Source organism: Clostridium thermarum, from assembly GCF_006351925.1.
GTDB classification, from domain to species: domain Bacteria; phylum Bacillota; class Clostridia; order Clostridiales; family Clostridiaceae; genus Clostridium_AU; species Clostridium_AU thermarum.
Window position 1 is genome coordinate 3054207 of the sequence record NZ_CP040924.1, and the last position, 21263, is coordinate 3075469.

At 37.0% G+C, this 21263-nt stretch carries 20 protein-coding genes; 2 read left to right on the top strand and 18 right to left on the bottom strand.

Translation table 11 applies throughout. The features are described from left to right. Nucleotides 1-90: 90 nt before the first annotated feature. Nucleotides 91-993 carry a methylenetetrahydrofolate reductase [NAD(P)H] gene (gene metF, locus FHY60_RS13810; protein ID WP_139905572.1) on the top strand — a complete coding sequence of 301 codons (903 nt, stop codon included), beginning with the start codon at nt 91-93 and terminating at the stop codon, nt 991-993. On the opposite strand, the gene FHY60_RS13815 is transcribed toward metF, so the two are convergent. From FHY60_RS13815 to FHY60_RS13860, 10 genes are all read right to left on the bottom strand, one after another. Further along, on the bottom strand, nt 990-2249 hold the full coding sequence (locus tag FHY60_RS13815) for an NAD(P)/FAD-dependent oxidoreductase (RefSeq protein WP_139905573.1): 1260 nt from the start codon (nt 2247-2249) through the stop codon (nt 990-992). The two genes, metF and FHY60_RS13815, sit on opposite strands and share 4 nt — an antisense overlap. A gap of 247 nt (nt 2250-2496) precedes the next feature. Next, a complete protein-coding gene (locus FHY60_RS13820) occupies nt 2497-2688 on the bottom strand; it encodes a hypothetical protein (RefSeq protein WP_139905574.1) in 192 nt (63 codons plus the stop codon). A gap of 261 nt (nt 2689-2949) precedes the next feature. After that, entirely contained in the window at nt 2950-3144 is a 195-nt protein-coding gene (locus FHY60_RS13825; RefSeq protein WP_139905575.1) for an alpha/beta-type small acid-soluble spore protein, read from the bottom strand. 122 nt (nt 3145-3266) lie between these two features. Beyond that, a complete protein-coding gene (locus FHY60_RS13830; protein WP_139905576.1) occupies nt 3267-4130 on the bottom strand; it encodes a carbohydrate ABC transporter permease in 864 nt (287 codons plus the stop codon). An 11-nt stretch (nt 4131-4141) separates the two neighbouring features. Then, entirely contained in the window at nt 4142-5041 is a 900-nt protein-coding gene (locus FHY60_RS13835; RefSeq protein WP_139905577.1) for a carbohydrate ABC transporter permease, read from the bottom strand. A 197-nt stretch (nt 5042-5238) separates the two neighbouring features. Beyond that, the gene (locus tag FHY60_RS13840; protein ID WP_139905578.1) at nt 5239-6606 is read right to left on the bottom strand and encodes an ABC transporter substrate-binding protein; all 1368 of its coding nucleotides are present in this window, start codon (nt 6604-6606) and stop codon (nt 5239-5241) included. A 141-nt stretch (nt 6607-6747) separates the two neighbouring features. Further along, nucleotides 6748-8061, bottom strand: coding sequence for a response regulator transcription factor (locus tag FHY60_RS13845; protein ID WP_139905579.1), 1314 nt, complete (start codon nt 8059-8061; stop codon nt 6748-6750). Beyond that, on the bottom strand, nt 8054-9865 hold the full coding sequence (locus FHY60_RS13850) for a sensor histidine kinase (RefSeq protein WP_139905580.1): 1812 nt from the start codon (nt 9863-9865) through the stop codon (nt 8054-8056). Before FHY60_RS13850 ends, FHY60_RS13845 begins: the two co-directional genes overlap by 8 nt. Next, nucleotides 9862-11157: an ABC transporter substrate-binding protein gene (locus FHY60_RS13855; protein WP_139905581.1), complete on the bottom strand. Its 1296-nt coding sequence runs from the start codon at nt 11155-11157 to the stop codon at nt 9862-9864. The genes FHY60_RS13850 and FHY60_RS13855 overlap by 4 nt, the downstream gene beginning before the upstream one ends. A gap of 143 nt (nt 11158-11300) precedes the next feature. After that, nucleotides 11301-12632, bottom strand: a complete 1332-nt coding sequence (locus FHY60_RS13860) for a hemolysin family protein (protein ID WP_139905582.1) — start codon at nt 12630-12632, stop codon at nt 11301-11303. 223 nt (nt 12633-12855) lie between these two features. On the opposite strand from FHY60_RS13860, the gene FHY60_RS13865 reads away from it, so the two are divergent. Continuing rightward, nucleotides 12856-15162 (top strand): immune inhibitor A domain-containing protein, encoded by a 2307-nt coding sequence (locus FHY60_RS13865; RefSeq protein ID WP_139905583.1) that lies wholly within the window; start codon nt 12856-12858, stop codon nt 15160-15162. A 228-nt stretch (nt 15163-15390) separates the two neighbouring features. Here FHY60_RS13865 and FHY60_RS13870 read toward each other — a convergent pair whose 3' ends face one another. The 8 genes from FHY60_RS13870 to FHY60_RS13905 all read right to left on the bottom strand — a co-directional run bounded on the left by FHY60_RS13870 (nt 15391) and on the right by FHY60_RS13905 (nt 21250). Further along, a complete protein-coding gene (locus FHY60_RS13870; protein ID WP_139905584.1) occupies nt 15391-15741 on the bottom strand; it encodes a DUF2200 domain-containing protein in 351 nt (116 codons plus the stop codon). Nucleotides 15742-15929: 188 nt separating this feature from the next. Continuing rightward, on the bottom strand, nt 15930-16034 hold the full coding sequence (locus FHY60_RS18760; RefSeq protein WP_139906468.1) for a VanW family protein: 105 nt from the start codon (nt 16032-16034) through the stop codon (nt 15930-15932). Beyond that, nucleotides 16028-16342, bottom strand: a complete 315-nt coding sequence (locus FHY60_RS13880; protein ID WP_139905585.1) for an ATP-binding cassette domain-containing protein — start codon at nt 16340-16342, stop codon at nt 16028-16030. Before FHY60_RS13880 ends, FHY60_RS18760 begins: the two co-directional genes overlap by 7 nt. 113 nt (nt 16343-16455) lie before the next feature. Beyond that, nucleotides 16456-17607, bottom strand: a complete 1152-nt coding sequence (gene fliB / locus FHY60_RS13885) for a flagellin lysine-N-methylase (protein ID WP_139905586.1) — start codon at nt 17605-17607, stop codon at nt 16456-16458. A 94-nt stretch (nt 17608-17701) separates the two neighbouring features. Next, complete coding sequence (locus FHY60_RS13890) at nt 17702-17965, bottom strand: hypothetical protein (RefSeq protein WP_139905587.1); 264 nt, start codon at nt 17963-17965, stop codon at nt 17702-17704. Nucleotides 17966-18304: 339 nt separating this feature from the next. Further along, nucleotides 18305-19102 (bottom strand): penicillin-binding transpeptidase domain-containing protein, encoded by a 798-nt coding sequence (locus FHY60_RS13895; protein WP_180375413.1) that lies wholly within the window; start codon nt 19100-19102, stop codon nt 18305-18307. A 37-nt stretch (nt 19103-19139) separates the two neighbouring features. Continuing rightward, on the bottom strand, nt 19140-20357 hold the full coding sequence (locus FHY60_RS13900) for a penicillin-binding transpeptidase domain-containing protein (RefSeq protein ID WP_180375414.1): 1218 nt from the start codon (nt 20355-20357) through the stop codon (nt 19140-19142). Nucleotides 20358-20509: 152 nt separating this feature from the next. After that, nucleotides 20510-21250, bottom strand: coding sequence for an amino acid ABC transporter ATP-binding protein (locus FHY60_RS13905; protein ID WP_139905590.1), 741 nt, complete (start codon nt 21248-21250; stop codon nt 20510-20512). Nucleotides 21251-21263: the final 13 nt, after the last annotated feature.

Consider the following 21263-nt stretch of genomic DNA (forward strand, 5'->3'; position numbering starts at 1 on the left):
ATATTTATTTTCTGAGAGATAAGAAAAATAGTTGATTAAAAGCTACTTTTTCTTAAAGTGGCTTTTTTATTATATAAAGGGGGCTTTATAATGTTAATAAAAGATATCTTCAAGATGAAGAAACCGGTGATATCCTTTGAGATATTTCCGCCGAAAAAAGAGGATGATATAGGAACAATATATAGTACTATTGAAGCACTTAAGGATTTGAAGCCGGATTTTATCAGTGTAACCTATGGTGCCGGGGGCAGCACCAGGGATAAGACTGTGGAAATCGCTTCTATTGTAAAGAACAAATACAATATAGAAGCTCTGGCTCACCTGACTTGTATTGGCTTGGAAGAACAAGGGCTTACAAACATACTGGAGGATTTAATAAAGAATAACGTCCATAACATAATGGCCTTAAGAGGTGATTTACCACAGGAAATGGATAAATCCGTTTTGGATAACAGTCCTTTTTCTCATGCCAGTGATATTATTACCTCAATCAAGAAAAGAAAAGATCTTTGTGCCGGTGGTGCCTGCTATCCGGAAATGCACCCTGAATGCACAGACTTTGATAAGGATATTCAGAATTTAAAGCTTAAGGTCCACTGCGGAGCTGACTTTCTGGTAACTCAACTGTTTTTTGATAACAATAAGTTTTATAGCTTTATGGATAAAGCCCTGAAGGTAGGAATCAATGTCCCTGTCACTGCCGGAATTATGCCGGTAACAAACAAGAAGCAGATTGAGAGAATGGTGTCCCTAAGCAACGCCTCTCTGCCTGAGAAGTTTAAACGAATCATGGATAAGTATGAGTACAATCCGGAAGCCCTTAAAGAAGCGGGGATAGCTTATGCCACAGAGCAAATAATTGATCTCTTGTCCTGGGGCATAGACGGTATTCATCTCTATACCATGAATAGGCCGGAAACCTGCAGAAGGATCATGAATAATATTACCTCTATAAGATATACCCTTGAGGAAAAAGAAAAAATTGCGAATTAGTCGCAATTTTTTTCTATTTTTACGGTAATACTTTTGCAGTTGTGATGCCTTTCCAGGACTTCTGAAGAGAGCTTTACTCTTTCCAAATCTCCCGGTGTCATAAGTTCCTTATTTAAAGTTAATTCCAGTTTGTCGTCAAAGTACACAAGTATTTTGGAGTCTTTGTATAAATTGTCCAACCTCAGTGATAATTCCACAGAATTCTCTGCATTTCCTCGGTTTAGAGCTGATGGTATTGCATACTTTATACCTTCTTCAAAAACAATAGGTATCATGTGTCCTTTGTGTAAAAAACCTCTGATATAATCTGCCGCTTTTTTACCGGCTTTATAGCTTTCTTGCGTAACTTTATCTACTACCTCATGATAGTGTACTGCGTTACCGCAGGCAAATATCCCCTCAACACTGGTATGCATATTTTCATCAATCTCAGGACCTAGGGTAGCCGGTGACAGGTTAACTCCTGCCTGCTTTAGCAAATCACTCTCAGGATAAGCTTCTACCGCTAAAACCAGGGTGTCACAAGCTATCTGAAATTCTTGGTCATGCAGTACCTTGTTTTCATCATCCAGGGGAGCCACATTTACTGCCCCTACTCTGTCATATCCTATTGTACCGGTTATTGTATGTTTCAGAAGCAGCGGTACCTCAAAGCTTTCTAAACACATGCTCACATTTAACCTTCTGCCTCTGCAGTAGGGCATGGGTTCTATTACAGCTTTGACTTTTGCCCCTTCCATTATAAGTCTTCTTGCTACAATTAATCCTGTATCAACGGAACCAAAAATAACAACCTCTTTCCCCGGCATATATCCATCCAAATTTATAAATTTTTGAACGGATCCTGCAGTAAATATACCTGCACTATGGCCACCTATAATATTAATTGTACTCCTGGGCATCTCTCTGCTGCCAGTTGCTAAAATAATAGCCTTAGCCTTGAGCTCTAAAATCCCCTTAGTACTGTTAACGGCAATTAGGTCTTTACTGTTTTTAAGCTCGATAACCGTTGTACTCAACATATATTCTATATTCAACTGCTTTATTTTATCAATAAATCTCTGTACATACTCCGGTCCGGTCATGTCTTCTTTAAAATATTCCATTCCGAAGCCGTTATGTATACACTGATTCAAGGTCCCTCCCAGAGTATCATCTCTGTCTAGGATCAGAAGATTGTCAATTCCCTCTTCCTTTGCAGCTAAAGCTGCTGCCAGACCTGCAGGACCGCCTCCAATAACTATTAAATCATACATCTATTGTGACTCCTTCAAAACTTACTCAACCAATTATATATTAAATAAATTCCCAAGATTAATCAAGAATTTTTATGATATCTTGTACTACTCTTTCTCTCCCTTTACAAATGCCTCTACATCCCTTACTTATATGGTACTACCCATATAGACTTTTGTTTTAAGAAACAGTTGATACTGGTTCTTAAGCTTGACCATCAACTGTTCTTTAAAACATCTAGTCATGGTAAACCATGACTAGAAAAGACTAAAGGCTGTTCCTATATTCCCTGTCTGTATATGGAAAAGGTATACTCATATGATGATTATTCAAAGCCGTAAAAGTGTCACTGTGGTCATCATAATTATAGAAAGTATTTCTGTACAGGGATTTGTCTTTATATTTTTTGTCTATGTCCTCAACACTATGATGAATAGGAATTTCATTAATATCCTCCATGTATCTCACCTCTGTTTTTGTTTTAATTTATTATTCCACAATCCTCACTTATCATTCATGATAAATAGAATTACCCTCCAGATCCTATAAAATAAACCACACAAAAAACAAAAGGCAACTGAAAGATCAGTTGCTCCAAAATAAAGGGGATATTATGAAAAACATAAAAAACTTATTGCTCCCTATTATTCTAATACTTAATTATTAACTAGCTATATATCAACTTTTAACTTTTTGTAAATAATAATGCATATTTATTATTTATTTTAAATTTTTCTCGTAATCAGCAACCATTCTTTTTACCATTTCTCCACCAACGGCACCACATTCCCTGGCACTTAAGTGACCGTTATAATCAGAAAATGGAACTCCCATTTCCTTGGCAACTTCTGTTCTAAACTTATATAGTCCGTGTTTTGCTTCAGGAACTAATTTTCTTGATCCCTTTGATGCCATACTTATCATCTCCCTCTTTTACATATTTATTTGTAATTTAAGTATTCCCTCTCAGATGATAAATAAACTGATTATCTATTGGGTCTCATTCCAACTAGTTCCAAATTATAATTTAAATTTTCCTATCCCTTAACGGATCCCATTGTCAAGCCTCCGATAATGTACTTAGAACAGAAGCAGAAAACAATCATAATTGGCACCATTGATATGGCTACACACACATATATTGCACCAAAGTCAGTCTGATAAACACCCTTTGCCAAGGCTGTCATCAAAGGTACGGTATATTTTGATTCGTCATTCAATACTATAAGCGGCATCAGGTAGCTGTTCCAGCTTCCTATGAAAGTAAATATGGACATTGTGGCTATAGAAGGAGTAACGATAGGAAGTATAATTCTATTAAAGGTTTTGAACTCGCCACATCCGTCAATCCTCGCCGCTTCTATCAGTGAATCCGGCACTGCGGAGTCCATATAGGACTTTATAAAGAACACTATATTTGGTGTGGCTATGGCGGGAAGAATCAACGCAAGCCTGGTATTAGGCAATCCCAGCACTTTTATAACTTTAAAGAAACCAAGAAGTCCAAGCTGCGCCGGCATCATAAGTGCTACCAGAACCAAGGCAAATAGTAGCTTCTGTCCTCTAAACCTGTATTTTGAGAAACCATATGCAGTCAGTGCTCCAAAATAAGCTGCCAAAGCAGTAGTGCTTGTGGAAATTATTATACTGTTCCTGAAACCGGTCCATATGTTTACTCTATCCTGAAGCCTCTTATAATTCTCAAAAAAGGATGTTCCGGGTAATAATGACATCTTTGAAGCCAAATCAGCATTGCTGTGGGTACTGTTAATTATCATAATGTAAAACGGAGTAAAACATATAACTGCCAATACTATCAGAAATATATATAAAAGTGTCTTTGTAAAACTTATATTCTTTATTGACTTTGTTCTTCTTATTTGACTTTCTCTTAATACCATATTTATCACCCCTATTCATAGACCGGTTTTCTGTTGATAAGCTTGAAAGCGAAAATTACTGCCATCAGTATTAAAATGAATAAGCCAACTCCAATGGCACCTGCATATCCAAAGTTATAATTTTTGAAGGCTGTATTATATAGGTACATAACCATTGTTAATATAGAGCCTTGCGGTGAACCATCTCCATTTGTTAACACTGCGGGTACGTCAAACATTGTCAAGCCTCCGATTAAGGAAGTAACTACTACATAAAGCATTGTTGGCTGTAAAAGCGGCAAGGTTATACTCTTGAAGGTCTGCCACTTGCCGGCACCATCTACGATAGCTGCCTCATAGATATCATCACTTATGGTTTTTATACCAGCCATAAGCAGTATCATAGTATTACCAAACCACATCCACCAATTTATGAAAGCTACCGTTCCTCTGGTGGCGGAAATCTCCTGCAGCCAGTTTACTGGGGCTTTGATAATATTAAGACTCATTAAAATACTGTTTAAGGCACCGGTCTGCCAATCCAATAAAAATCTAAATAGTATACCTACAGAAGCCATGGTAACCAAGTTTGGAAGATAAAAAATGGCTCTGAAAAATTCTTTGCCCTTTATTCTACAACTGCTTAATGCTACAGCCAAGAATAATGCAAATAAGATCTGAGGAATAATGTTGGCAGTCCACATAATAAGTGTATTCTTTATACTGTTGTAGAAGGTTGTATCCTGAATCAGTCTTTCATAATTGGTGAGTCCAATGAATTTAGGGCTGGCTTTGGTTCCACCCCACTTAGTGAAACTAAGGTATATGGAATAGAATATTGGATACACGCCAAAGGTAAAAAATGCTATGAAATATGGTGCGATAAAGGCATAGGCATATCTATTTTTATTAACTTTACTTGATAGCTTCATATATTCTCCTTTCTTGGACATACAGTATCTACATAAAGAGCCTTTTTATAATTAATGATTAAAATTTAAGAATTAAGAATGATGGATGATTTTCCTCCGCTTCTCTATCCATCATTTTTAATTCTTAATTCTTATTTGAAAGAAAGTGCTGTGCACTTTCTTTCAAATGCCCTTTTAATTTACTAATATGTCCCTGGTTACTCTACTATTAAGTCTGGGAAGTCAGACTTAACCTTTTCTTTAAACTTCTTATAGAACTCTTCCTTACTAATTTTGTTTGCAAGATAACTAGCCATATTGTCATCCCAAGCAGCTTGAATTCTGTCATCATATTCTGTGAAGGTATTTCCGTTAATTCCTTCAAGAGCTGGTTGGAAGAACTTATATACATTCTGGTTTAAAGTTGCGTTCAAGTTGCTTCCGGCAGCTTCTTCAGCAATTATGTCCTTGTGATTCATGAAGTCGCCGATCTTGCTCTGCCATTCTTTCATTGCATCTTTGTCAGTTGTTATGAACTTTACAAATTCCCATGCTAACTCTTTGTTTTCACTTTCGCTGTATATTCCAAGCCAAGTACCGCCCCAAAAATATGGTATCGGAGACTTAGCTAGAGCCCATTCACCCTTGTCTTTTCTTGCTTCGTCATTTGAGCCGATTATCCATGGAATACCCCAAGTTGGAATAGCGTATGCAAATACATCATTCGCAGCAATACTTGCGGACCATGCTTGAGACCATTGCTCAAGTCCAGCTTCTAATTTTTCATCTCTGTATATCTTAGCAGCATCAACATACTCGTCCATCATAGGATCGATAACAAGCTTGCCGTCCTTAACCCAACCAGTTGCTCTTGCTCCTATATATAGTCTTTCAAGTTCTTGTCTTGCAGCAAAGAAAGTAACCTTTCCACCGCTCTTTTCCTTAAGCTGTCTAGCCATGTCCAACATTTTTTCAGGAGTGGACATCATTTCAGAAATCTTATCTGGATCATCTGTTCCAAAATACTGTTTAGCCAATTCTCTCTTATAACCTATAGCTCCCGGTGTAGCCTGATAAGTTAATGCTCTTATCTTGCCCTCTGGATCTCTACCGATATCTACTGTGTATGGAACCATGTTTTTAGCTATTTCTTCAGCGTTGTATGGTGCCTGTGAAAGGTCTAGGAAGCCGCCTTCCATGTTAACAAATCTCTTAACAAAGGCTGATTCTCCGCAGTATACGTCTGGCATACCTGAGCCGCTGTTGATTGCTGCTGTAAGCTTGTTTTGATAACCTTGGTCTTGGTCAGATATGATCTGAACATTAACCTTAACATTTGGATACTTCTTCATGAACATTTCTGCCATTACCGGACCTTCATCCTTGTTGAAATGCCAGAAAGTTATTTCTCCTTTGAAGTCTTCCGGTTTCTTTTCAGTAGTGGTAGTGCCACTAGTTCCAGGTGTGGTAGTGTCAGAAGGTTTTGGAGAATCCTCTGTCTTTTTACCACAGCCAGCAGCCATTGAAGCTATAACTGCTGTTGCAATTACAGTACAGATTAATTTTTTAATGGTTTTACCTTTCATTCTAATCCCCCTTCGTGTTTTCTTCACCTTAATAATACTGAAATTGTTTTCTTCACTAAATGGACAAACTTGCTAAAACCTTTACAATCTTGTCCAAAATAAAAGTGCAAATTCTTGTTGTAAGAATTTGCACTTATTTCTTTAAAACTTATCTTTATATTCCGATGGGGTCATACCTGCATATTTTTTAAACAGCTTTGAAAAATAGTGGGCATCTTTTATGCCAACCATTTCTGCTACCTCATAGGCCTTATAATTATCTTGCCTCAAGTATTCCTTGGCTTTTTCTATCCTTACTTCGTTAAGATAGTCCACAAAACCCTTCCCAAGCTCCCTGGTAAACAACCTACTCAAATAGAAGGTACTTACATAAGTATACTCCGCTACATCGTTCAAAGTAATACTTTCGCGGTAGTTATTTTTGATATATTCCACTGCCTTTCTGAGGATTAATTTCATTGAATCTTCTTCTATATTTTTCTCAGAGATACGGCTTTTTATTAAGGCTTCATTGTCTTTATTTAACTCCTTTAGGTTGTCAAAACTAATGATGTGGTTATGTAAAATATTGCTCTCCTTATTTAACTGCTTTATGGCTTTCTTCATTTTTTCGTGGAGAGCCTGATATCCTTCTCCAGCCTCAGTCACTACGGAGTAGATGGATAACTTAAAGCAGCTTTGTATAACATCTTTTAAAACACCCATTCTATCTCTGGCGCACTTAGAAATATCCTCCATGTCCACAGTAGGTTGAACAATGAATACAATCCTGCGTTCTGAGAGCACAAAGAATTCTGTTGTAAAGTGGTCGGAATACACATCCAGGAAGGAATTGATTACTCCCTGCTGATACATTACATCATATTCGTAAACATTGCTTTCTTCAATGCCGCCTAGTTCAATGACCACAAGGACGAATTTTTCTACCTTTAAACTGCACAAGTCCATTTCTCCACTTATGTTTCTATGTTTTATATTTACATTGAAAAGCAAGTCATAGAGCAATTTTTGTTTGATAACAGGAATCTTTTCCTGTAAGCTCTTTTTCAGCTCTTCTATTTCATTTTGAGATTTTTTCCATTCCTCAAGTTCCTTAACCACTCTCTTTATAACCGCAGTAATATCCTCTATCTTTGAGGGCTTTAATATATATTCAGAAGCTCCAAGCTTTATTGCTCTTTGCAAATACTCAAAGTCCCTATAACCTGTCAATATTACAATTTTGGTGTGTGGTATTAACTCCTTTGTTTCTTTTACCATGTCCAGACCATCAATGCCAGGCATCTTTATGTCTGTCACTATTATATCCGGCTTTAAAGTCCTGATTTTCTCCATACCGCTTATTCCGTCAGAAGCCTCGTCAATTACTGTACACCCCAAGCTTTCCCAATTAATAATATTTTTAATGCCCTTCCTAATTACTGCCTCATCATCAACCAGTAGCACTCTAAACATAATATTCCCCATCCTTTCTTAGGCTTTTAAAAGGTAGTCTCAAGGTTACTTTAGTAAATTTATCATACTGACTTTCTACTTCAACACCATAGTCCTCACCATAAAACAGCTTTATCCTTTTGCTTACATTGCTCAAACCTATACTGCTGCTTTCATTCCCCTCTTCACCGGAAATCATTTCTTTGAGTTTTATAAGCTCCGTTTCCTTCATACCTATTCCGTTATCAATAACTTCTATTATCAAGTCTTCCTCTTTTTTGTAGGAGTTCAGCACTATTATTCCCTGTCTCACCACATTCTCTAAGCCATGCTGAACTGCATTTTCCACCACCGGCTGAATCAAAAGTCTTGGAATCATAACCACTAACGTTTCGCTGCTGATATTTTTCTCCATGACAAGTCTGTCTCCAAACCTGTTCTTTAATATAGCAATGTAGTTGTCTATATAATCAATTTCATCAGCAATGGAAATAAGCTTATCCCCCTTACCCATATTGGCTTCAATCAACTTAGAAAGGGCGGTTACAGTACTGCTGATCTCAGGTACTCCGTTAAGGTGAGCCATCCAGTTGATATTCTCCAGAGTATTAAAAAGAAAATGTGGATTTATCTGTGCTTGTAAAGCCTTTAGTTCAGCTTCCTTTCTGGTAAGTTTCTCCTTATAAATTATATTCAGAAGATAGTGTATCTTTGAGGACATCTTATTAAATGACTTGCTTAGATATCCTATCTCATCCGTACGGTCAATATTAACCTCCCTATAAATATCACTGCTTTCAATTTCCTTCATTGCTCCCACCAATTCATTCATTGGTTTGATGATATCCTTAGCTGTGAGGGTACTTAATAGTGACAGTACCACAATAGACCATATGACAATTAAGAAAATTTGAGTTTTTAGGGAATTTATTTCTTCATACAACTCATCAAAGGGAATATGATATACTATCCTCCAATTTGGCTTCACCATTGTAAGGTAAGAGATTAATACTTTATTATCATTATCCAGATAATATCCCTTTGAAGAGTTAAACTTTATATTTTCCAATGCAGAGGAATAACCACTATTCCCGTCACCTACTATTATTTCCTCGTTAGTATTTGATAAAATGGATATATTCTGGGCTGATCCCTGGGATAAATCTTTATAGAGAGACTCTATGAAGTTCTTATTTATAAGCAGTGCCATTAGGCCGAGAGGATTAAAGGTGTCCTTGTCGTAAACTACTCTTGCTGCATATAAGTCCATGCCTTTTTCTTCAGACTTATTAAACATCCAAATAGTATTACCGTTGTTAGATAAGGCTTGACTATAAATATCATCATAGGGAATTCTCTCTTTTATGCTTTTTTTCCCTCTGTCAGAATCAAAATAAATAAAATCCTTATCATTAGTGACAATACAAATCCCCTCGATGGAAGTTCTCGAAAAAATAGCATCTCTTAAAAGATTACGTACATAGTTGGCTTCTGTATACTTGTTAGCATTATTGGTTTCGTTAGCCTGTAAAAAACTATATACTCTGTTGTCGTACAGGAGCTGCAGGGTTAAGGCATCTATATCCCTATTCATGTCTTCCACTCTCAGTTCAATCATCCTTAAAATATCCTGTGAATATGCAAAGGACTTATTGTTAATTGATTGGGAAGTCTTATTGTATGCCATATAACCTATAAATATTATTGGTATTATTATTTGAATATAAAACAGTACTTTAAGCTTATTTTTAATGGATATGTCTTTATAGTATTGCAGAAGTCCCTTATATATTTTCTTCAGTCTTTCCCTCATAATTTTTATCATTCCATTTCCTCAAATATCTGCTCCGGTGAGACATTCCCTTCAAGCATCTCCGGAAATTTTTTCACTAATATGTTCTCCCAATTTGTCCTCTCTATAAAACTATCCGGCGGCCCCACCAATTCCAGGGAACTTTTCACCATATTTCTTCCTGTTAGAATCAGTCCCACTTCCTCACTATCATCAGTTATCCTGAGATTCGCCATACTTCCGGTGCTGTTAATTAAAACTTTTGCAACCTCTTCTGTAGTTAGATATTTTAGGAGCTTGATAGCTGCTTCTCTTTTTTCTTGAGAATAAAAAGCTCTTGAACTCATATGGAAGTTTCCGTTTCCAACCCCATATACGATGGCACTCTTATCCGCTGCTCCCTCTTCAAAGACAGGGAAGGGAATTAGCTGTATGTCCTTATCCAGACTGCTCACTGCACCGTCCCCTATAAACCAAGAACCTTGTACAATCATTGCGGCCTTCTTTTCCAGGAAGAGATTATTTCTGGCTTTATCATCAATTATGAAAACATCTTCAGGAAACGCTTTCATTTCGTACAGTTCTTTCATGTAATTCATACCCTTAATATAGTTCTCCGAAATCTTCCCTGAAGCATAGGGATTTTCTACATCCTCTTTTCCCCCTAATTTCATTACAATGTTTTGATATAGGTAGGTTCCTTCCGGAGTACAGTTGAAGGCTATAGGTATAATATTATGCTTTCTAAATTCTTTCACAGAGTTTTTTAATTCCTCATAGTTCTCTGGAACTTTTATATTGTACCTGTGGAAAAGGCTTTTATTTATAAACAAGCCTTCATAAATAATTTCTAAAGGCAAGGCATAAATTTTATCTCCAAAAGTAACATAGTCCCAAGCTTCTGTTTTAAAGCTGTGCTTCCACTGCATGTCCTCATCCAATATTGGACTCAAATTTGCAACCTTACCTGAACTTATCAGTTTTCTTTCATCAGAGCCTGGCCATAATCCAAATACATCAGGTTCATTCCCCTGGGCAAAATCTGTCTTTAAGGTGTATAAAAAATCATCGTTTCCTCTAGACCTATTTTTAACTTTTATATCTGGATTTTCTTTCTCAAATTCTTCTAAGACCTTCTCCAAGGCCTGTGATCTTATATCAGCTCCTCCCCAACTGCTGGAGAAGGTTATCTCTACTACTTTATTCTTGGATAAATTGGAGTTGAAGTCTACACTACCTTTATTGAGTTCAGATATTGTAACCATTGTCAGCAGAACAAAAAAGACGACAATTAGTATTCTTTTTATAATAATCTTCTTATCCACCGGTATTCCTCCAAAAATTTAATCATATTCTCATTTTATCATTCATAGGTTAATTAATAAATAACCAATAAAAAGAAAAAAATTGCGTCACAACGCAATTTTTTTCTTTTTATAATGAGTAATTAGTAATGATTGATGAGTAATTATGGTGGATTTTTCTCCGCTTCTCTATTCACAATAATCTTAACCTTTTCTATCCTCTTTTCCTTAACCTCTTCTATTTTAAAAATTAAATTGCCATACTCCAACTGTGACCGGTCCCCATCCTTGGGTATGTTTCCCAGAAGATCTATTACAAAGCCACTGATGGTATCTGAATGTTCCGATTCAAGATTTGTATGCAGATAATCATTTACTTCATCTATGGTTACTAGACCATCTGCAATGTATGTATCCTTGTCAACTTTTATGATATCGGGCTCCACATCGTCGTATTCATCCTGGATTTTACCCATGACTTCTTCTATTAAATCTTCTATGCTGACTATACCTTCAAATCCTCCGTATTCATTTATAAGTATGGCCATATGGTTTTTTGATGCCTGCAATTCTTTAAATAGTTCATCAATATTCTTTGTTGCAGGCACAAAATACGCTGGTCTTAGTATTCTTTTAATTTCCTCTCTTGTCAAATCCTTATTGCAGGCTTCAATTACAAAATCCTTCATATATAAAATTCCGATAATATTATCTATTTCTTCCTCATAAACCGGTACTCTTGAGTAATTTTCCTGAATCACTTGCTGTAAAATTTGTTTGGGCGGCAAATTTATGTCTATGGCAAATACATCTGTCCTCGGGGTCATAACCTCTTCTGCTACCTTATCGTCAAATTCAAATATGCTTTCAATCATTTCCCTCTCTGTTTCATTTATTACCCCATGCTCCTGGCCAACCTCTATAAGAGACCTGATCTCTTCCACAGATACCTGCTCATCCAGTCTATCCGTTTTTATCCCTGAAATTCTGGTTAGCAGGTTAGTAGATCCAGAAAGGAGCCTGATAAAAGGCATTGCCATCTTCGAAATCAGAACTATAGGTTTAACACTAAACATTGCTATCTTTTCTGACATTTGAAGTGCTACCCTCTTAGGATAGAGTTCACCAAAGACAAGGGTAAAATATGACAATAAAATAGTAATAAAAAATAAGGCAAGCTGTTGGCCATATGGAATACCTATTCTGCTTAAAAATATGGCTAGTTTTCCGGAAAGGCCTGTAGCGGCGGAAGCACTGGCAAAAAATCCTGCTAGGGTTATACCTACTTGAATAGTAGCCAAAAACTTGCTTGGTTCTTCCATCAGTTTTTCCAAAAGCATGGCTTTCTTATTTCCCTCTTCCGATAGCATCCTTATTTTATTTTTATTTAACGAAACTATTGCCATCTCAGCAGAGGCAAAAAAAGCATTTAGTGCTGTCAATATAATGATTAGTAAAATCTGTACAGTGGTATTGCTGCCAGCTTCAGTATTCATCTGCATCCCTCCAAAAGCCTTATAAATATTATTATCTTTCAGAGCCTCTATTATATACACAGTTGAATTCATGAATGTTATAGGGGCTTTATAGTATTCAACCAAATAATGTTTTTAACTGCTACCTTTTTACTTTTACCAGAATATTACATAAGTTCCTTTCATATAATTGATTTATATATTGGTATCGCTAGGGTAATCTGTATTCAAAAGGGGGAAAACTATGTTATCAAAAAAACTATTATCGGTATTAACAGCCACATTCCTACTAGCTGGCGTTGGGGGCAGCACTGTGGCAGAAGGTAAAAGTCTGAATGGACAAGCTTCATTTGAAGATGCTGTCTTCAAATTAGGTGGGCCAACAGATTTATCCGTTGCAAACGAAGAAAAAATCATTGAGATGCTAAAAAGAGAAGGTAAGCTAGCTAAAAATGCAACTTATGCAGAGTCTCAAAAGGCATATTTAGAGTACATGCAAAAGACATCTAAGGCAAATAAGAAATTGCCTGTCAGCAAAGCGGAAAGGGAATTAAAGGCTAAGCATAACCAGAAGGTGCAAAAGTCAAAGTTTGGGCAGAGTATACCTGATAACAACACTAAAACTGTCAATATTCTTGCACTGCTGGTAGACTTTCAGGATTATAAGCATAACAGCATTAAGCCAGGGGAAACTGATATGTATTATGCAGACTACAGCCATAGCCATTTCGAAGATATGCTGTTTGGTAATAAGGGGTATTCCGGACCTGACAGCGAGAATTTTGTTTCAATGAAACAGTATTATCTAGAGCAATCCGGCGGTAGCTTAATAATAGAGGGTAAGGTAGCAGGTTGGTACACATTACCACAAACTGCAGCATGGTATGGTGCTCCATATGGTAATTCAAATGACATAAGGCCCAGAAATGCAGTTGCCCATGCTTTAACTCTGGCTGCACAGGATCCCAATATAAACTTTGCAGACTTTGACAGAGAAGATATATATGATTTAGATAGTGATGGAAATTACAATGAACCAGATGGAATCATTGATTACCTTATGGTTATACATGCCGGTGTTGGAGAAGAAGCCGGCGGTGGCGGCCTAGGCAGTGATGCTATCTGGTCACACAGATGGAACTTAGGAGGCTTATATAAGATTCCGGGAACCGATTACTACGCCTACGACTACACAATTGAGCCAGAAGATGGGGCTGCAGGAGTATTTGCCCATGAGTTTGGACATAACTTGGGCTTACCAGATGAATATGATACAGGTTATACTTCTGCTTCAAGTGAGCCTATTTCCAATTGGTCAATAATGTCCTCAGGAAGTTGGGCAGGAAAGATTGGTGGAACGGAACCAACAGGTTTTAGCCCCTATGCCAGGGAATTCTTTCAAAGAACTTACGGGGGTAACTGGCAAAAGGCTGTTACTATAGACTATGCCACACTGTCAAAGGCCGGTGCCAGAATAATTCTTAGACAGGCTGACGAAGAAGGACAGGTTGTTAGAATTAATCTTCCGGATAAGGCCCATTTAATAACTGTTCCAACCAGCGGCAAGTATGCTTACTGGGGTGGAAACAGCACTGATGGATCACCAATATTGAATAGTATGACTGCAACTGTTGATTTAAGCGGAAAAACCACTGCAGAGCTTCGTTTTAAGACTTGGTATGACATAGAAGAAGGCTGGGACTATGCTTCTATTCAGGTACGGGAACAAGGTGCAAAAGAATGGACATCCATTGAAGGAAATATAACAACCACTGATGGCAATCCTGACAGAGAAGTTATAGTAGCCCATGGCATAACCGGTGTTTCAGGTGGCTGGGTAGATGGTATATTTGATTTAAGGGCTTTTACCGGCAAGAAAATAGACTTAAAGTTTGAATACCAGACTGATACCTATGTCTTTGGAGCTGGTTTCTATGTTGATGATATTAAGGTTATTGCTAATAATACTACTATTCTGTCAGATGATGCTGAAGGAACTTCAAAGTTCACTCCGGCTGGCTTTGAGAAGAGCACAGGAACGGTTTATGCTCCACATTATTACCTGGTTGAGTGGAGAAACCACCATGGTGTAGATAAGGGACTTGCCAACGTAAGTACCTTAGGTCAGAGTATTCCATATGATCCCGGTATGTTAGTTTGGTATGTTGATACCTACTTCACAGATAACTGGACAGGAGTTCACCCGGGAGAAGGCTTCCTCAGCATAGTAGATGCAGATCAAAATAACTTGTGGTGGAAGTTTGCGGATAAAACTCAAACTCCTATATTGGGCAGTAATAAGTATCAAATGCGGGACGCTGCCTTTAGCAAAGATAAAGAGTCAGCCTTTACGGTAGACTTAACTTCCCTATATGGAAGGTCAATCTCAGATAACTATAGATTCACAGAAGGCAGCTTCGATGACAGTGATGATTACTCAAATCCCGAACTTCCTACAGTTGGTGTAAAGCTTCCAAGGTACGGTATAAAAATTCAAATTACTAACCAGGCAAAAGACAACAGCAGTGCAGACATAATGATAAAGAAATAGCATAATTTGATCAAATAATAAAAAGCAGCAGGTTATATTTGCTGCTTTTTATTATATTCCCCTATAGTCATCTGCAAGTCTTTTCTCATAACTATAACCTGTTTACTTCTTCTTACCATAATGTTTCACCTAACCTATAATATTTTTCTCTCCTTAGTAAATAATAACTTCCAGTTATTACCACGTTCCCACAGTCCATAGTATAAACTGGAAGTTTATGCTCGCTTATTATTTCCGTAAAATTTTATCCATGGCTTTCCCTTTTGCTAACTCATCAATGAGCTTATCAAGATAGCGAGCTTCTCTCATAGTTGGGTCTTCGATATCTTCCACTCGGACACCACAGATTATACCTTTGATCAAAGCCCGTGAAGGATTCAATTGAGGAGCGTCTGCAAAAAAGGTTTCGAAGTCTGTCTGTTTTTCCAGTTGGGATTCTAACTCTTCCTGGATATATCCTGTCAACCAGCGTATTATTTCATCAACTTCCGCCTTTGTACGCCCTTTTTTCTCTGCCTTAGCAATGTAAAAGGGATAAACACTCGCTACACTCATTTTATTGATACTTCGTTTGGCCATAATACATCCTCCCATGTATGATCTTTTTTAATTTATTCTTCCCCTGCCTCAATCAAAACTCTATTACCTAGTAAAAAGAAACATTGAATAAACAACAATATATCTGTTCCTATGATCATAGGTACAACCAGCATAATAATTCATTGTATGCTGCTATTCACACCTCTTTACGGCATATATGCTATAAATTATATTATTTTAAGATCAGCTTTTTCAACTGCATTGAATAGAGTTGTGCTTAACTGGCAAACTCCACCACCAACTCCTTTTACATAATTATCATTTACTATAATATTTGCTTATTGAAAAGCCAAGAAAAGTAAATCAAAGCTCGTGCAATGGCAACTCTCTGCTGTTGTCTCCCAGATAGCTGGTGTGGTAGTGATTCCAGTTTATCCCCTATTCCTAAGGTGCTTACAATAGTATCAGAATCCTCCTTGTCAGGCTTTCTTTTATCGAGCAACATAGACATAAGCATATTCTTCCTAACTGTCAAGTTAGGAATCAAATTGTAAAACTGATAAATCAAACCCACTTTTCTTCTTCTGAAAATTTCAGCCTCTGTGGCGTTCAGTTTTCTAATATTAACACCATCCACCATTACAGTTCCTTTCGGAATATCAACAGAAACTCCTGACTTCTAAAACAACTCCTTCAAATTATCCGAAGCTAATGTGAGTAGTGTTAAAACATCTATGGAAGTATGATTCAATATTAGTTCATCAATATACTCAAAAATCCCTCCAGGTTAAACACCGTATTAGTTTCAAAGAGTTCTGCCAGCTTCTCTATATTTTCCTCTAAATGCTCAACGTCTTTGGAATACATGTGCATTATATCCACAGCGTCTTCATCTGTAAGTTTTCCACATTCTATCCACCTAATTATAAATAATTCTTTGATAACTAGGTAACTCACAACCGCTGTTTTCGTTTTTGCAGATACATCGTAGTCAAAAACGGCCTTCATAAAGTACCTGTAAATAAAGTAAACCAACAGATTTTCAAACTTATAAGCATTATCTTTATAATATTGATCAAATTGCCTATGTGCATCTAAATAAGTCCCTATATCACCTTTATCAAAATAACTTAATACCCTATCCAAGCCTAATGGATCATTAGGAGTTATATGCTTTAGTCCTTTGAATATTTTAATAATTTCATGTATTTTATTATATTTTGTTCTTTCTCTCCCCTTATACTTATCAAAGCCATTAATGATTTCTCTTTTAAAGTCATTGTTTAAATATCTTTCATTAACAGCTTTTATTCCCTGCACATTATTTTGGTCTATTACTGCCTGAACTTCAATAATAAATTGGAGCACTAGAGCAGCTCTGACTTCAAGAACAATATCACTTTTTTGAAGGATATCGAAAGCTATTTTTCTGCTTTGCATAAGATTTATAAAGAGCATGGCGTTTATATCATTATATGAAGTGATCTCTTCTTGACTTTCACTTACTTCAAACTGAGCCTTTCTACTGTCCCTCAATATTATTCTTGCTGCTTCCGGGCAGGACAGTGATAGTCCCATTTCTCTTAAACTGCCAAACTCTTCTGTGTATCTTGGATACTGCCTGCAAGTATAGCAAAGGCTATCCGGTCCAAGCTCAGTATATATATCACACAACTTTCTTTCATTTAAAAATTCACAATTCCTACCTTTTAGGGCAAATATATTTTCTCCATCCTTACGGATTATCTTATCTCGTAGTCTTTTCCCAAACTCTCCATCTACTCTTTTATATTTTTTATATGTCTTATCATCAATTACAATCTCCCAGCCAGCACAACAGGTATCTTCGCACTGTGAGCCTATACATTTAAATTCTTTAAAATAATCCGGTACCCTGATCTTCATTTTTACCTCATCCTGTTTGTATTTTTAAAGTCATTCCTTAATTTTAATACCTACTGCTTATATTATCAAGTGACCGAAAGCATGTAATAGGACCTTATATTTTGAACAACATCCACCTGCAGGTTAATAATTCATACTTTAGCTCGTAAACTTTCTCCACTCCATTTACCTCCCCTTGACACCTAAAGACAAGCATAGGATTACCTGCAAGCTTTTCTATCTCCCTGTACAATATTTTATCTACTTTTATAACTGTCTCGCTTTCTTCCTCATTTGTTACCCTAAACCTTACCGGCCTAGGTTCTCCTTCCTTGGTAAACCAAGCTACCACGTCGATTGGTTTTGCCACTGTCCGCATACTCTTCCCTCCCAAAGAAATATAAAATTTAAGCTCAAAAGTCCCTCAGTCAATCTTCAAGAATGCTTTATGAAGTTTTTTATGTATTGTAAAAGTTTCTTTTTTTCTAATATTATCGAATACAAGTTCGATTGTCAATAATATTATACTCCAAATATAGAAGAAAAATTCACGGTGAAACACACAGAATCCACGGATTTACCTCGTGTTCTCCGTGGATTCCGTGCTTAAATTTATTGCTTCGTAATTTTACTATTATGTACAACATGCTCATATTTGAATAAAAAAAGAGCCGCCGCTCATTGTGCGACAGCTATCTTCATCTTTCCATGATAATATTTAATCACTGGTACCGGCCTGTATGGTTATTTCCTGTTTAGTATAGTTGAGTTTGGAGAGCTCTTCCTTGAAAAATTCCTCATATATGGCTTTGGCTATTGGAGCTACATAGGCACCATGGCCTCCGTCAAAAATTACTACCGCAACGGCTATTTGCGGATTATCATAAGGCGCAAAGCCTACATACCAGCCATAAGAGGTTCTCCCAATCTCTTCTTGAGTATTACTGAAGGTTGCTGATCCGGTTTTTCCGCCGGTAGTGATTGGAAAGTTCTTAAAGGTACTGGCGGCGGTTCCTTTTTTTCCATGGTCAACAAGGTACATTCCTTCTTTAACAGCATCAACTGTTTCTTGCTTCAGATTTACCTTTTCCAAAATTACCGGTGACTTTTCTTCAATTACCTCTCCTTCAGGACTTAATATCTTGTCTACCAAGTGCAGCTTATACCTTTTTCCTCCGTTAACTATAGTTGCTATAGCATTTGCCATCTGTATTGGAGTAAAACTGCTAATACCTTGTCCAATAGATGCATTATAGGTGTTTGCACCTATCTTAAGCTGGCTGTAGGCATCATATACAGTCACTCCGATAATGGCTTGAACTGCTGAACTAATATCTTTGGTTGAAAAGCTTATATTGCCATACTTGGGATCTAGTTCTATCAATTTATTCAGAAGTCTTGTATACTCATCAACTGATGTATTCCCTGTTTTTATAGCTTCCTTTATTTGAGTTTTTATATCTTTTTTCGTCTCTGCCAGTTCATCACTGTCATCTTTGTTATCATATAAATCCAAAGGTGGAAAACTGTATCCTCTTGAATCTTTTCCTGCTTTAAGCATCTCCATAGTGGTCCATAGGTACTGGGTCTGAAATAGTTGTTATAGGCTTAAAGGTAGATCTGGGAGGTATTGCAGCCATAGTAGCATAGTTATACATTGGTTTAGGCAAAATGTCATACATGTCCATCCTAATGGTGGTATTATTTTCTATATTCTTGTCTATGGGAAATAGCTTTTCTATTTGCTCCTTTGTATATCCCATTGCCTTTGCCATATTTTCTAAGTCCAAGCTAAAATATCTATTATATTGTTCTGTGCTTAACCCGCCATCACTCACAAAATAGTTAGGATTAAAGCCAGGTCTGCTGGCCAAGGCTATAATAGCTCCGGTGTTAACATCTATAGCCACCGCTGCACCTCCTGTTGCATTTCTCATGTTAACGTCATTTACCTTGCCCATAGCCTGCAACTTTTCCATAGTTTCATCCAAGTCCTTCTCTGCCGCACTTTGGACATCTTTATCAATAGTAAGTTGAATATTTTGGCCCGGGTAGGGTTCCTTTTCTCCCAATTCTTCTGTTACCCTGCCAAGGTTATTGACCTTAGCAATTATACTACCTTTTGACCCCTTTAATCTGTCCTCATAGGCCGCCTCAATACCTGACATTCCAATATAGTCCGTAGAGACATCATAGCCTTTGAGTTCATACTTTTCCTGCTGCCAGGAAGGTATTTTAGAGATATATCCCAATACTCCTGAAGCCAGCTCCCCAAATGAGTAGGTTCTTACGGGCTGTAAGGTAATATCAATACCCGGAAGATCATTTAACTGTTGAAGAATACTAAAGGCTGTCTCTTCCTTTAAGTCATTTGCAATCTCCACCGGCTTATATTCCGAAAAGCTCTGCATCTTTATTTTATCCTTCACTATCATCAGCTTTCTCTTAGTTTCAAGATTTAGATCAGAAACCTTCTCCCCTTCAATCTTGTAATCCTTAAGCAGCTTATTAAATACTTCCTCGGCAGTAATCTTTAGTAGTTCTTCATCTATCTCCTTTCTCTGATCTTCAGTAAGTTCTTCCTCTATTTTGCCGTATAACTTTTTTTGAACTTGTTCATCAAAACCTCTGTCTTTTTTAAATCTCAATTCCATCCATCTTCGGGTGGCTTCCGATTCTGACTGGAATTTAAAGCTAAACTTACCTTCATCGATTACTACCGGAAAATCATCTTCTTGCTTCTCTTCATTGTTGTCTAAAATTTTAAACAAGGTTAACATAGTAATTAATAACATTACCAGCAACATAGCCAGTAATCTATTCCACTTTATATTTTATTTCACATCCGTCGTCCTTCCTTTGATATACTTCATTTTATTTTATCATATTATCATGAAAATAAAATGAAGATTAAGCAAAGCCCCTAATCAATAATACTTAAAAACTGTTTTAGGCGCTCATTACTTGTATTGTCAAATACCTGCTCAGGAGTATCGGCTTCAACAATTACTCCTTGATCCATAAAGATCACCTTATGGGCTGCTTCTCTTGCAAAGCTCATCTTATGAGTAACTACTACCATAGTCATACCCTCTTTGGAAAGGTCCTTCATTACCTTTATAACCTCAGCTGCCAGTTCCGGATCTAAGGCAGAGGTAGGTTCGTCAAAAAGCAGCACTTCCGGTTCCATTGCCATAGCCCTGGCAATAGCAACTCTTTGCTGCTGACCTCCTGACAGCTCATGGGGATAACTGTCCTTTTTATTGGCCAAGCCAACCTTTTCAAGCAGCACTACTGCCCTATCGTAGGCCTCTTGTTTTGACCTTTTTAAAACAGTAACCTGCCCTTCCATGATATTTTCTAAAGCAGTCTTATGAGGAAAAAGATGAAAGCCTTGAAACACCATACCGGTGTTCTTTCTTAAGGCAAGAATAGCACTTTGCTTTAATTTTGATTTTCCATCGAAGTTTAATTCATTTTCTCCTATTTTAATAGTTCCTCTATCTGGAGTTTCAAGCAGGTTTAAACATCTTAAAAGAGTTGTCTTACCTGAACCTGAAGGACCAATTATCACAGTAGTCTCACCCTTGGATACTTCTAAGTCAATGTTTTTTAGGATAGCATTATCTCCAAAACTTTTATATAAGCCCTTTACTGATATCATTTACTCACCCCTC